The 13,295-nt window shown below is 53.3% G+C and carries 12 protein-coding genes; 5 read left to right on the top strand and 7 right to left on the bottom strand.

Annotation, left to right across the window (positions count from 1 at the left end):
• Positions 1–11: 11 nt before the first annotated feature.
• Together CWE12_RS10025 and CWE12_RS10020 are read right to left on the bottom strand one after the other, a co-directional pair.
• Positions 12–497, bottom strand: a complete 486-nt coding sequence (locus CWE12_RS10025; protein WP_126789577.1) for a YajQ family cyclic di-GMP-binding protein — start codon at positions 495–497, stop codon at positions 12–14.
• 46 nt (positions 498–543) lie between these two features.
• On the bottom strand, positions 544–1,488 hold the full coding sequence (locus CWE12_RS10020) for a LysR substrate-binding domain-containing protein (protein WP_126789576.1): 945 nt from the start codon (positions 1,486–1,488) through the stop codon (positions 544–546).
• Positions 1,489–1,639: 151 nt separating this feature from the next.
• Here CWE12_RS10020 and CWE12_RS10015 point away from each other — a divergent pair, with 151 nt between their 5' ends.
• Complete coding sequence (locus tag CWE12_RS10015; RefSeq protein WP_126789575.1) at positions 1,640–2,251, top strand: FMN-dependent NADH-azoreductase; 612 nt, start codon at positions 1,640–1,642, stop codon at positions 2,249–2,251.
• Between the two features lie 77 nt (positions 2,252–2,328).
• Here CWE12_RS10015 and CWE12_RS10010 read toward each other — a convergent pair whose 3' ends face one another.
• Complete coding sequence (locus CWE12_RS10010; RefSeq protein WP_126789574.1) at positions 2,329–2,652, bottom strand: DUF6694 family lipoprotein; 324 nt, start codon at positions 2,650–2,652, stop codon at positions 2,329–2,331.
• 166 nt (positions 2,653–2,818) lie between these two features.
• On the opposite strand from CWE12_RS10010, the gene CWE12_RS10005 reads away from it, so the two are divergent.
• Together CWE12_RS10005 and CWE12_RS10000 are read left to right on the top strand one after the other, a co-directional pair.
• Positions 2,819–4,453 carry a methyl-accepting chemotaxis protein gene (locus CWE12_RS10005; RefSeq protein ID WP_126789573.1) on the top strand — a complete coding sequence of 545 codons (1,635 nt, stop codon included), beginning with the start codon at positions 2,819–2,821 and terminating at the stop codon, positions 4,451–4,453.
• Between the two features lie 23 nt (positions 4,454–4,476).
• The gene (locus CWE12_RS10000) at positions 4,477–4,977 is read left to right on the top strand and encodes an alpha/beta hydrolase (RefSeq protein WP_126789572.1); all 501 of its coding nucleotides are present in this window, start codon (positions 4,477–4,479) and stop codon (positions 4,975–4,977) included.
• A 40-nt stretch (positions 4,978–5,017) separates the two neighbouring features.
• Here the strand turns inward: CWE12_RS10000 and dgt are convergent, their stop codons facing one another.
• Positions 5,018–6,490, bottom strand: a complete 1,473-nt coding sequence (dgt, locus tag CWE12_RS09995) for a dGTPase (RefSeq protein ID WP_126789571.1) — start codon at positions 6,488–6,490, stop codon at positions 5,018–5,020.
• Between the two features lie 58 nt (positions 6,491–6,548).
• Here dgt and CWE12_RS09990 point away from each other — a divergent pair, with 58 nt between their 5' ends.
• Together CWE12_RS09990 and deoD are read left to right on the top strand one after the other, a co-directional pair.
• Positions 6,549–6,824 carry an acylphosphatase gene (locus CWE12_RS09990; protein ID WP_126789570.1) on the top strand — a complete coding sequence of 92 codons (276 nt, stop codon included), beginning with the start codon at positions 6,549–6,551 and terminating at the stop codon, positions 6,822–6,824.
• Positions 6,825–6,907: 83 nt separating this feature from the next.
• Positions 6,908–7,627 (top strand): purine-nucleoside phosphorylase, encoded by a 720-nt coding sequence (gene deoD, locus CWE12_RS09985; RefSeq protein WP_126789569.1) that lies wholly within the window; start codon positions 6,908–6,910, stop codon positions 7,625–7,627.
• Here the strand turns inward: deoD and CWE12_RS09980 are convergent.
• Genes CWE12_RS09980 through CWE12_RS09970 form a run of 3 tightly spaced genes read right to left on the bottom strand, consistent with a single transcriptional unit; the run spans position 7,581 to position 13,194 of the window.
• Positions 7,581–8,882 carry a hypothetical protein gene (locus tag CWE12_RS09980; protein WP_126789568.1) on the bottom strand — a complete coding sequence of 434 codons (1,302 nt, stop codon included), beginning with the start codon at positions 8,880–8,882 and terminating at the stop codon, positions 7,581–7,583. The genes deoD and CWE12_RS09980 overlap by 47 nt on opposite strands.
• Positions 8,882–9,505: a condensin complex protein MksE gene (locus CWE12_RS09975; RefSeq protein ID WP_126789567.1), complete on the bottom strand. Its 624-nt coding sequence runs from the start codon at positions 9,503–9,505 to the stop codon at positions 8,882–8,884. The genes CWE12_RS09980 and CWE12_RS09975 overlap by 1 nt, the downstream gene beginning before the upstream one ends.
• Entirely contained in the window at positions 9,502–13,194 is a 3,693-nt protein-coding gene (locus CWE12_RS09970; RefSeq protein WP_126789566.1) for an ATP-binding protein, read from the bottom strand. Before CWE12_RS09970 ends, CWE12_RS09975 begins: the two co-directional genes overlap by 4 nt.
• Between the last annotated feature and the right edge of the window lie 101 nt (positions 13,195–13,295).

The following is a 13,295-nucleotide window of genomic DNA, read 5'->3' as shown; positions in this document are numbered from 1 at the left end:
TGTTGCTGTTGTTAGTCGCGGAAATTCTCGTACTGCAGCGGTAATTCGATATCGCTGTTTTTCAAAAGCGCGATGGCCTCTTGCAGGTCATCGCGCTTTTTGCCGTTGACCCGCACTTTTTCGCCCTGAATCGACGCCTGAACCTTAATTTTGGCGTCTTTCAGTTTCTTAATGATTTGTTTTGCCACCGGCTGTTCAATACCCTGCTTGAAATTCACATGGTAACTAAAGTTTTTACCACTATGCACCGGCTCGTCTTCCATTTCGACGCCGGCCATGGAAATACCGCGGCGGGTGCAATTGTTGCGCAGTATCTCGAGCAGCTGGTTGAGCTGGAAGTCTGACTCAGTGGACAAGGTGACAGTCAGTTCTTTTAATTCAATACTGGCTTGCACCCCACGGAAATCAAAACGCGTGGTAAGTTCACGGGCGGCATTGTCGACCGCGTTTTTCAGTTCGACCTGATCAATCTCAGACACAATATCAAAACTTGGCATACTAGGCTGGCTCCTCTTGCTATCTATCGCCTTGCTTTTAAGAATATCAGTTTTGTTCACCCCAGGCATCGGAAAGCTCACCAATACCTGCATCGCGGGCCGCTTTCGGCATCTCTTCGAGCAGAAAATCAATTAATACCCGTACCGCAGGCAACAACCCCCGGCGATGCTGGTAAACCAGATGCATGTTACCAACAGGCAGCCGCCATGTCGGCAACACGGGTGCCAGCAAGCCCTTCTCGACGTATTCACGGCACAGGTAAACCGGCAGCATCACCATACCCTGTTTCTCACTGGCGGCCTCGCGCAACACCCATAGATCATCAGTAATCAGGCGCGGCTGATAGGTCAGCGAAATTGACTCGCCCTGACACGAGGTGAAATCGTACTGATATCGGCCGTGGGTGTAGTGCATCGACAACGAGGGCCAGTTCACCAAATCGGTAGGGTGCTTCGGTTCGCCACGCTCACGAATAAACTCAGGGTGAGCAAATAAAGCGGGGGGGGACGGTGCCAGAGGACGCGCTATCAGCGACGAGTCTTCAATGGTTGAACGCACCCGCAAGGCAACGTCTATTTGTTCGCTGACCAGATTAACCGGGGAATTGGAGACCATCAAATCCAGTTGCACATCCGGGTAACGCTGCATAAAGGCGGGCAGAATTTTAATCAGCAAACTCTGACTTAAGGCGTGCGGTGAGCTTATTCGCACCCGTCCGCGTGGCTTCTCCTGGACAAACTGGGTCACCTGTTCAGCCGCTTCCGCGGCCTGCACCAGAGTCTGACAATGGACCAAAAACTCGCGGCCGACATCGGTCAGGCTGAGCCTGCGCGTGGTCCGATTCAGTAAGCGCACGCCCTGTGCTTCTTCCAGATCGCTGATGCGGCGGCTCAGGGTACTCTTGGGCATGCCTAAAGCGCGGGCTGCCTGACTGAAGCTGCCATGCTCAGCCACGTGCGCAAACAACGCCAAATTTGTTAAATCCTGCATCTCCCCCCCAGTCCAGCCTTCTTTGTTCGCATACTAACCAATTGGAGCCATATATGGAACAGTAAGTTTTAAATTAGGTGTCTAGTTAGTTATTTGGGACGTGTTAAGATTCAACCATCAAAATTCTCTACTCTAATGAATGAGGTACGCCATGAAGGTTTTACATATTAATGCAGGTCTGTTCGGTGATAATTCAGTTTCAACCCAGTTAAGCGGTAAAGTTGTGCAGCGCTTGCAGGTGGAAAACAGTAACGCCGAAATTAAAACCCGTGATCTTGCCAGCGAACCGGTCAGCCATCTGGATGCTGAAATTATCATGGCAGCAAGTACCGATCAGCAGGACCGCAGCCCACGTCAGGCTGAAGAGCTGAAAGTGACTGAAGCCCTACTGGATGAGATTTTTGCTGCAGACGTGCTGGTCATTGGCGCACCGATGTACAACTTCACGATTCCAAGTCAGTTGAAAGCCTGGGTCGACCGTATCGCACAGGCAGGCCGCACATTCCGTTATACCGAGAATGGTCCGGAAGGTTTGTTAACCGGCAAACGTGCCTACATTGCCTCTGCCCGCGGTGGTTTTTACTCGGAAGGCGAAGCCAGTGCTCTCGACCATCAGGAAAGCTACCTGAAAACGGTACTGGGTTTTATTGGTATCACCGACGTCATTATTATTCGCGCCGAAGGTGTCAACATCAGCGACAGTCAGCGTCAGGAATCCATTCAGGCAGCCAGCAAAGACATTGACGCACTGTCAGTCGGTTAAGTAGGCATTGCGTTGGTCGCAGGATGAATAGAAAAAGGCCGCATATGCGGCCTTTTAAAATCGGTTAAGCAGCAGACCTAGAGGTTTTCTTCCATATCCTGGATAACCTGCTCGCCGGTCTTACCGTGCAGGCGCTGATAGATTGCCTGCTCAATTTCTTCCTCGGGCATCCCGGCTGAGGTACCTGCCATCAATTCATCGAACATGATCAAACTCAGCGCGTCTGAAAATTCAGTCTGAGATTGTTCATCCAGAGATTGCATGACTTCCTCCACTGAAGCTTCAAATGCACTCTCGTTGCTTAAATCCAAGGTTGGCTCGCTGCTCACGTCAGAGCATGCGGAAAGGACGAAAAAGGCGACGGCGAGAAGCCAGAATTTGGCGAAAGCTGATTGCTTCATAGTACTACCCAGGTTGTGTGTATGCCTGCTGAGTATATCGCAAATACCGGGGAATTGTAGGCGCGAAAAATATTCTATTTAAGTGAACCTTTATCGCTTTTAAAGCGTAAAAAGAATCAATAAATCAAAAAGTATTATCTTACAGTATTAAATCAGGGTGCCTATCATGCGTATAGCAACACGTCTTTACTTCGGCTTCGGCCTTATTCTCGTTCTGATGCTCGGACTAACCGTCTACGGCGTTTATCAGGTTGTCCAGATTGACCGCGTGCTTAGCAACGTTAATCAACAGGATAGCGTTGAACAACGTCAGGCTATTAACTTCCGCGGCAGTGTACATGACCGGGCCATCTCCATTCGCGATGCGGTGCTGGTTCGTGATCGCGATGCGGCCAGTGAATTCTATGCCGAAATTGAAACGCTAAAAGCTTTCTATCAGAACGCGGCGGAGGAGCTGGACCAGCTGTATGCCAACGGCACACCGTCCGCGGAAGAGCGACGCCTGTTGCAACGCATTAACCAGATTGAAGAACGTACACTGACTGCCACCGAGCGCACTCAGCAGTTCATTAACGAGAGTCGTTACGATGAAGCCAGAGCTTACTTGCTAACCACCGTTTCGCCGGCATATACCGAATGGCTGGCCGCGGTGAATGCACTGATTGATTATCAGGAGGCCAGTATATCCAGCCAGGTGGACGGGGTTGTTGAAGATACCACCGGCTTTGCCGCGGCGATGCTAACAATTACCGTGATTGCCTTGATCGCCGGTGCCATTATTGCCTACACCACAGTGCAGCGTATGGTTAAAACCATCGGCGGTGAACCCGAGGATGCACTGAACCTGATTGGACGTATTTCCCGTGGTGATCTCGGGGTGAGTGTTAAAACCAAACATCCGCGCAGTATTATGGCGGCGGTTGGCACCCTGGCTAAAGATCTGCGCTCAATGATTAGCGAAACCATGCAGGCGTCTTCCGACGTAGCGGCGGCCTCGGTACAACTGGCCCGTACCGCCCAGCAAAACGAAGCCTTAATTGATAAGCAACAAGACGAAACCACTCAGGGCGCCAGCGCCATTGAGCAAATGTCGATGACAGTCCAGGAAGTGGCCAGCCACACCGTTCAGGCCGCCGATGTAGCAGAGTCTGCGCAGGAAGAGTTCCGCGCCGGAGAACGTGAAGTGAGCGCCAATCAGCAGGCGATTAACAGCCTTGCCAATGAAGTCGCTGAAGCGGCCGACGTGATTGGTCGCCTGCAGGATGAAACCCGCGAAATCGGTACCGTGCTGGAAGTGATTCAGGCGATTGCTGAGCAAACCAACCTGCTGGCGCTGAATGCCGCTATTGAAGCAGCACGAGCTGGCGAGCATGGTCGTGGTTTTGCCGTGGTGGCTGATGAAGTGCGCAACCTGGCAACCCGGACTCAGGACTCGACCGCGCAGATTAATACCATTATTGAACGAGTTCAGGCCGGTGCTGCACAAGCCGTTGATGTGATGCAACGCGGCAACGAACAGGCTGCAACCAGTGTTGAACAGGCACGTCGCGCCGGCGAGTCGCTGGCGACCATTAATCAGTCAGTAACCCGACTCAATGACATGAACGCACAAATTGCCACCGCAGCAGAAGAGCAAAGTGCTGTCGCGGACGAGATCAACCAGAACTTCCGCCGTATCACGGACACTGCCTCTGAGTCCTCGCGCGGCGCCCGTGATGTGAGTGAAGCATCGGCTGGTCTTGAACAACTGGCGCGTTCACTGCAAAGTAGTATTTCTAAGTTTCAGCTCAATGATGCGTGATAACGCGTAAGGCAGACCGAATAATGCAGGTTATCTTCTCTCACGGTAAGGAAAGTGGGCCCTGGGGCAGCAAAATTCAGCAGCTTGCCAGTACCGCCAAGCAGCTCGGCTGCACCGTCGATAGTATCGATTACCAGGACACCATGGATCCTGACCTGAGAGTTGAGCGCCTGTGTCAACGGCTGAGCAACGAGGACCCGCAGCAGACCATCCTGGTCGGTTCCAGTATGGGCGGTTTTGTCGCCCTGCAAAGCGCCGACCGCTTTGCAGTCAGGGCTTGTTTTGTGCTTGCCCCGGCGATCTACATGCCGGGATATGAACACCGGGCACCCCAGCAGAGGTTGCCGAATTTAGCGATTGTGCATGGCTGGCAGGATGAGATTATTCCGGTCGACCATTCCATTCGCTTCGCCACTGAACAGCGCTGTGAGCTTCATCTGGTGGATGATGATCACAGACTGATGAACAGCCTGGCGCAAATAGACCGCTGGTTTGCTCAGTTCTTAGAGCGGCAATTAGCCTAGCAATACAGCACGCTAATAGCAGTCAACTTGCAGCGCGGCATCAAAACCGCGCGCTCAGCACATTAAATTCATCCAATGCAAACTGGTCAGTCATACCGCTGACCATATCCTGCAATAAGCGACAACGCGCATACTGCTCCCACAATACCGGATCATCATGGGGCCGGGCAGCCAGCTTGGTATACGCCGCTAAGTGCTTATTCGCCAACCTGCTCAACAAACGGCTTTCGAGTAGGTGAGAACCGCTCTCCCCCTCCAGCATTGCCTGAAACTCTTCTTGCGGCAAATGCAACAATGGCGCATAGGCATCTAACAGACCCGTTAAAATTCGATAGCCCTGCAATTCCAGTGTCTGCACTTCCGCCACGGCAAAAATATGGCGCCTTGCAACCCGCTTCAGAGTCGAAATAACTGCATGGCAGGGCGAACTGTCTTCCAGTAAGGCGCGATTGAAACTGCCATCATGAATCGCCTCCATATTATTCACAAACACCTCAGCGGCATGCTCCACCAACGGATGGATCAGTTGCACCCGTAACCAGACAAAGAATTCATGTTCTTTGTTAATCGGCTCGTCGCAATGACGTTTATAGGCGTACTCCGTAACCTGAGTAAAACTGCGCTGGCGGAAAAATTTACCGTCTGGCTCAGTCGGGTAACAGGCGGCAAACTCCTCTTCGAGCAAGGTTTTTAAGCGAGCGATGCTAAGCAGGCCTTTGTCCACACCATCTTCAATATCCGCCAGGCAATACGAGATGTCGTCGGCCGCCTCCATCAGATACGTCAACGGATAACGGTGCCCGGCCTGAAGTTGCAATGCCGCTTGCAGGCTCTCAATGTAAGGCCGTTCTGACTCATAGAAGCCTGGCTTTTTCTGTACGTACGCCAGGGCGTCATCCGGGCCCGGCTTTGCTTCACTGGCGGCGCGGGTGTACTTCATAATGCAGGCCGTCTGGGCGAAGGTCAGATTGAGTCGTTGCAGGCTGGTGACGATGCGAATGCCCTGCGCGTTGCCTTCAAATTGAGCCAGTTCACGTAACAAAGCCTGGCGTGCCGGATGGTCATGCTGAAAGCCCGGAAATGCCGCAGCATGGTTGGCAAACCATTTAGAAATCGCGGCTTCACCGAAATGACCAAACGGCGGGTTGCCGATATCGTGCATCAGACAGGCCATTTCAACCATCGATTCAACAGCACGCTCATAACCCAGCAATCCATAGTCTGCCGCGCGGTTACCGAGCTTTTCAAACACCGTGCGGGTAATGAAACGGCCGGTTTGCTGAACCTCCAGTGAATGAGTTAACCGACTTCGCACGGCAGCATTGCGCTCGAGCGGAAAAACCTGGGTCTTCTGCTGTAACCGCCGCACCGCTGCCGAGTTAATAATTCGTCCGCGGTCACTTTCCAGCGCCCGCTCAAATCCACGAATGGCGTGCTCGTCATTCTCAAATTCTTTCGCTTTGCTTTGATACGGCCTGGCCGCCACTAACCGAGACTTGAAATTTACCGTCAACGCAGTCACCTTGTAGACTATCAATAATTCCTCTCATAAAAGCACCAAGGAGCGTCAGATGCAACGTTGGACACTGCAGATTAAAGGTACAGTACAGGGTGTTTTCTATCGTAAAAGCAGCGCGCAAAAGGCGCAGGAGCTGGATCTTAGGGGCTACGTGCGAAATTGCGAGGATGGTTCGGTGGAACTGGTCGCTGAAGGCGATACCTCGCAGCTACAGGCTTTGCTTGACTGGTGCTGGCAAGGGCCTGCAAACGCCAGGGTAACTGCAATAGACGTCGACAGGCAGGATGCCACGGGCGACCATTCCGCGGATTTTACCGTGCGCAACTAGCTAGTCCGTGTATTCGTTGCTGTGTATCAATAAACTCACCTTCTTTGCACCTATAATAGCGTTTTAAACCAGTTGCAGAGCTTATGAGTACACCCCATATTGCAGCCGAACCCGGTGCTATAGCCCACAACCTTTTAATGCCTGGCGACCCGTTGCGGGCGAAGTTCATTGCTGAGCATTTTCTCTGTGATGTCACCCCCTTCAACAAAGTCCGCAATATGCTTGGCTTTACCGGCACCTACAAAGGCCAGCCGGTCAGCGTAATGGGAAGTGGGATGGGCATGCCGAGTCTCGGTATCTACGCACACGAACTATACACTCAGTACAATGTGGAACGAATTATTCGGGTCGGCAGCTGCGGCGCTTACACCCGCGCGCTCACTCTGTTTGATGTGCTGGTGGCCAACAGTGCCTGGACCGAATCGACCTTTGCCCGCTTCTACTCAGGCCACGATAGTAAAATTGCCTACCCGCACCACGACCTCAATATGCAACTGTTCAGCACCGCCAGAGCCATGGGTGTTGAAGACAGACTGCAACTCGCCCGGGTTCACTCCAGCGACGTCTTTTATCGTCATGATGCTGAAGATTACCGCGATATTTATCGTGACTATGGCTGTGTCGCCGTTGAAATGGAAGCCTTTGCTTTGTTTCATATTGCGCAAACACTGCAAAAACAGGCTGTCTGCCTGCTAACCGTCTCAGATTGTCTCGAAACGGGCGCTGCGGTGACCAGCAAGCAGCGCGAGCAGGCGTTCACGTCAATGATTGAGCTTGCCCTTGAGACGCTGGTTGAAAGCTAAGTTCGAGATCGGCAATTAACAGCAAATCATTGAACGGATGGGCGCGTTGCTCGTCGCGCCGGAGGCTGAATAAATGACGCTGCTGGGGCGGTAACGACTGATACTCGCCGAGGATCTGCAGCAGCCAGACTTCCGCATCCCAGTTGAGATTCTTTTCTCGCCGGTACTGCAGTGCCGATACCCCGGCCTGTTGTTTGCCCTGCTGGTCAACAACGTGCAGTAAGAGCGCCTCCACATCCGCTTTTAACGCCTGCTGGCGTGCTTCGACCTCCTGATTCGCAACCGTCGCCACACGTTCGGCTTGTTCGCTTGGCACTGATTCTTTATTGAGAGCCGGTCGCGGCATATTCGCCATCAAGCCGGTGGCAACCTCGACCGCAGCATGCTGATCGAGGCTAATGGCGGCGGCGGGCACAATAGGCTGAGCCTGGTTTATCAACTCAGGAACCTGACTGCGCCAGGCGTAGTCTCCAACCTGAAAGTTACTGTGTTCGCGCAAAAAGCTGGCCATATTGGTCAGCAGCACACTGCGTGCCTGCTGTTCGCGGTAGCGTCCCATAAGCTGAACAAGGCGTCGCTGAACCTCAAGCAGGCTGCTATGGTGGGCATTTAGCTGCCGTTGCAGCTGACTAACCAGCAGCTTACGCAAATGCACGTCGCCTTCACCTAGGGCAATCAGCTCGGCGAAATCGACATAGTTGAGCCCGTCCAGCAAGCGACCTATTTGCTGTTGCGCTCTGTGGTTTTCACGAATTTTATCGGCCAGGCTGGCAACAAAGCCAAAGTTGCTGTTCAGTCGATGCCACAAACTGTCGATGGCTTCGCCAAACTGTCCGCCTAAGTCATGCACCAGGCCGGTCAGCAATTGCAGTTGGAACTGGGCTTTGGTGGTATCGCCCCGTTGCTGTGCGTCGCGATAGGTTTTCACGCGCAGGCGAATGGTTTCCAGCTTATCGGCCACATCCGCATTGATATGGCGACGGTTCTCATCGGTGACCATACTGGCAATCAGATCAGCCAGTTGCGGGCGTAGTATAAAACCACGGCTTTCATCCGGCTGATAGATCAGGTTTGCCTGCACCAGTTTGCGAATAGCGCGGTCGGACAACTGGCTCTCAGCCAGTTCACCTTGTAAATACGCCTGCATCAGCAACGAACTGTGTTTACCTATCAGCGCCAGGCGCTCAGTGCCGAGCGCCAGCATCGAGCTGGTTAACTGCTGCTCACGAAATTCAGGCTGCGTCGCTGAAACCATTACAACAAGGCCTCCTGCTCCGCTTCGTCACTGACTGGCAGGTTTTCTTCGTCGCGAATAAAACGGACCAGGTCAACCAGGTAATCGACCTTTCCGGTGACTTCAAAGTACTGCCGTTCGGCATGAGGCTGGCGTACATAGCCATGCTCGCGCAGGCGTTTAAAGATTTGCTTTACCTGCGCATCGACAGAGTCAGCCTGTGAATTGAAAAAGCGATCATTGGCCAGCAGCTGCAAACGGTGACGCAGGCTTTGGTTGTCTTCTGTTTTAAGAACAAACTCCTGCAATTTAATGCTGTCGCCTGCGGTTAGCGCACCGTCGCGACCCAGCGCTTCCTGCACCATGAGCATCCATTCCAGCAACGGCATCAGTGACTGCAGGGTCTGACTAAACTGGCTTTTAAGAACATCACGCGCCTGTTCGTCAAAGGTCAGGTAGCCGAGAAAATACACCCCGCTGCCCTGGCTTTGCGCCAATCGCCGGTTCAGTGGACGCAGGTACTCATCCAAAGCTTGCCGCACCTCGTCATTCTGCAACCGGCGGTAGTTATCAGGGTCACTAAAAGGGCAAATAAAGGCGCCACTCAGCAAACGCTCCACTAAAGGTCCATATTGCTCAATCATTTGCTTGTCTCCATCACGTGCTGGTCAGCCAGGGTTGCCTCAAGCTTAGCGCTCAGCGGTGACTGGCGCGGCTGAATTCGCTTGAGCTGGCCTTTCCCTTTCAGCTCAGGGTGCGGCTCAATCAGATACCGGTGGCGGAAGAGCAGCAAGACATCAGACTCTGGGTTCGGGAACGCGCCCACCACGTGAATCGCGTTGCTGTCGCAGGCCTGAAATAGCTTCTCTACGTTGTGGTAAGCAAGTGTACCGATTTCATCAATCGGCCAGTGAATAGTCACCGCGCTATCGCCCCGCAACAAACGCGTAAACGCCAGCAGAAACTTGCACAGAATCAGATAGGCCATGCCGTGGCTGGACGACTCCAGCAACTGCCGGTCATTGCGAATAATCAGCTCTGATCCGCTTTCATTAAGGTACAGCTCGAGTTTAAGCAACGACTCCAGACTGTAGTCCTGATCGGCGCGAAGCAGCTCGGCCACATCGGCAAGGCGGTCAAGGTAAGCCTCCGGCGGCAGGCGCTGACCGGATTCACTCCATTGCTGGAACAACTGACTCAATTCTTTCAGCGGTTGCCAGAAATTAAGCTCATCAATGGTCGAAGAAATATGCACCTCGGAACGGCTGATCCCTTCCAGCACCAGTTCGTCACCCACCGCATCCGTCAGTCGTCGGCTGTATTGACTGACCCGGCGGTTAATATCGTCAAAAACTTTAAAGAAGCTTTGCAGCCCGCCACCAATGTTGCGACCTTGCTCCACAATCTGTGACTGCTGGTCCTGCAGAATATTCAGCAACTCACCAAGCACCCGGGCGTGTTCCTGCACATTGTCATTGTCGCTTAGGGTAGCAAACTCTCGTTCGATCATGTGCTCAAAATCAGCGCTGGCATCACGGCGCAGGGTGGCGCTAAAGCGCTCGCATTGCTCTCGCAGTTTGCGGCTACTGTGGGCGTAACTGTTCAGTGCTTCCAGTATCCGCTGCAAGCGTTCACGGGTATCGCCGAAACTACTCTCGTTTGCTGCCGATACCGGCTCAGCAAAGTCGCGGTGCTGCGTCAGCTCATTGAAACGCGCCAGCGCATTGTCCAGCTCTTTGTTCAGGCTTTGTTGCTGATGGAGCTGCTCTTTGCCACGTTTGTCTTCCTGCTCCAACGCTTTGCGTTGCAGTTTGGTCTGTTGCTTGAGGTCAGTCAGTTCACTGTCGAGCCGGGTCAGGGTGCTCTTTAATTGCTGTTCCTGCTCCATCCAGCCCGGGCGCAAACGGTTCCAGGTGCTGCGCATAAAATCATCGTACTCGCTGAGTTCGTGCTGGCGCTCTTTGGTATTGGCTATCCGCTCGCGCAAAGTTTCTGTGTCTGCCTTCAAAGTCTGTAGCTGCTTACTGTCGACCCCAGCCTCGGCCAGTTCGTCGCTAACCCGTGCCTGCAGCTCTTTCACCTGTTGCGCATGAACACTGCGCATGTCATCGACCTGACGAGCGTACTGGCTAATGTCGTCCTCCAGCTTACTCAACTGTTCCTGAAAATCCGCTTTGTGTTCAAGTTCAAGCGCCTTCGCGTCATGACGCACTTGCTGCAATCGTTGCTGATGACTTTCACGCGTTTTTTGCTCTTCGTCCTGCAACACTTTGAGGCGCTTACGGTTGCTCTGCTGGCGCTCTTTTATCAGAGCATCCTGCTCAGCCTGCAGCCTTTTTTTGCCGTCACGGGCGTACTCAAGATCCTGCTGACAGCGGCGTTGTGCCTGACGCGCCTGCTGAGCGACCTGCTCTGCATCCTTATATGCCTGGTGAGCTTTACTTAAGGCTGATTCGGCAAGTTCACACTGCTGTTCTGCTGTTGCCGCTGCATCAGCCGCTGTCTGTAGTTCAGTTTCCAGCTGCGCTTCGGCTAACGCAAAATGCGGGCTCTCCACTGCGCTGAGGTCGAGTGACAGCCCATACAGCGACTCATCACCAGCACCGAAACGCGGTGACAAGTCGGTCCGCTGAAGTAGCTCCTCCGACAGCACCTTACCAAGGTTCTGCTCCCAGTCCGGCTTGTGTTCACGCAGTGCCTGACGCAGGCTGCCATGTTCCGGGTTGGCCTGCGCCTGCAACTGCTTATAACGCGCTTTAGTCTGATGCAGTTGCTGGCGGCATTGCGTCAACTCACGGTCAGCCTGTTCGCGCTGAGTTCGCCGTTGCTGCACGGTATCGTCTTCCCGGGCAAGCACCTCGGTGGCGGTTTCCAGTGCCTGCTGAGCGTCTTCAATACGGGCATCGGCCAGTTGCATACGTTCCCGTTCATCGGCATCCAGCGGGGCAATGCTAAGCTGAGTTTCCAGACTGACCTGTTCACGCTGCAGACGCTGCAGAGCGTCATGCAGATCAAGCTGCATCTGCTCAACCTGTTGAGTAGTCTGCTGCTGAAGGCGGGTCAGGGTTTCATCCTGAACTGAGCGTATCTGCCCCTGCTCAGCGCGCAGTTCGTCACAGCGCTGCTGGTTTTTCCGCTGCAAACGGTCAAGCACTTCACTCAATTCACTTTTACGCTGATCCAGCTGCTGCGCAATATCCGCATTCTTTTCCAGCATCAGCTGCAAATGGCGGGTTTGCTCTTCCAGTTTTTGCTGCCAGGCGGGGAGTTCTTTGCTGTCCTGGGCGACGTCTTCGATGCCACTATCGAGGTAACGGTCACGCTTCGACTGCGCCAGCTCCAGGTCGCGCTGGACCTGTTGGTAGCGGCTTTCTGTCTCACTCTGGGCGTCATCAAGCTCTCGTTTTTGTGTCCGGTAGCTGGTATCCAGCTCGTCCTGTTGCTTATGCAGGGTATTCAGCTGCGCTTCGACATCGGCGGTTTGCGTGAGTAACTGGCTACGATCCTGCTCCACTAAAGGTTTGAGTTGCCACAGCTGACTCTTGCTGGCTGCCGTATCTGCCAGACACTGTTCGATCTCAGCGTAATACGCCTGCAGATTATCCATCTGCATGAACTGCCGCATTTCTTTAATCCAGGCCTTAATTTTTGCCGGCTTAAAGGTATTTTCAGGGCGCTGATAGCCGTCTTCCTCAAGAATTGTCGCCAACATGCTTTTGAGGGTGTCCATTTTGCCTTCTTTGGCATGCACCGCACTCACCAGCTTTTCAATATGGCGCAACCGATGGCTGCCGCTTACCAGCCCGTAACGGGCCGCTAACTGGCGCAGTTTAAGCTGATCTTTGCGGTTATTGCGCATTGCACTGAGGTCATTCTGAATAATAGCGCGGTACTCACTGGTGGCCGAGATTTTATGGCTGCTTTCTATTTCCAGCGCGCGCAGACGCTGCGCCCAGGCATGATAGCCGAGCCCTTTCGCCCCATCTGCGGTTTCCTCAAGGTATTGGGTTGGTTCATATGGGGCATCAACAAAACGGTAGTCCACGCCATCGTTGCGTTTCGTTAGTACCACCTGGGCCTGGCTGCCATCCGCCCGCTGATAGTCGTAAATCAGGTATGAGTTCTGGAAGGGCAGGTAGAACACGTCGAAACGATCGCGGGTTTTCGGCACTACCCGGTTTGGCTGTTCACCAAAAAAAACCGGTATCAGGCGCTGTAAGGTAGTTTTCCCCGACGCGTTGGTACCACAGATGTTGGCATGGCCCTGCAGATCAAGCTCGATCACGCCAGGTAAGTGGGTATGGATTAAAATAATTCGTAATAACTGGGACATAAAACAAGGCTTCGCAAATGAAAAAGCGTCCGCTGCACTGCATGGCCGGACGCTTTTTTACCATCAGATAGACTCAGTCTACCTGCATTCCCAGAACAGGA

The sequence above is a fragment of the Aliidiomarina sedimenti genome, assembly GCF_003986955.1.
GTDB lineage: Bacteria > Pseudomonadota > Gammaproteobacteria > Enterobacterales > Alteromonadaceae > Aliidiomarina > Aliidiomarina sedimenti.
The sequence above is the reverse complement of the archived record's forward strand: the minus strand, read 5'-3'. Positions and strand labels throughout refer to the sequence as shown.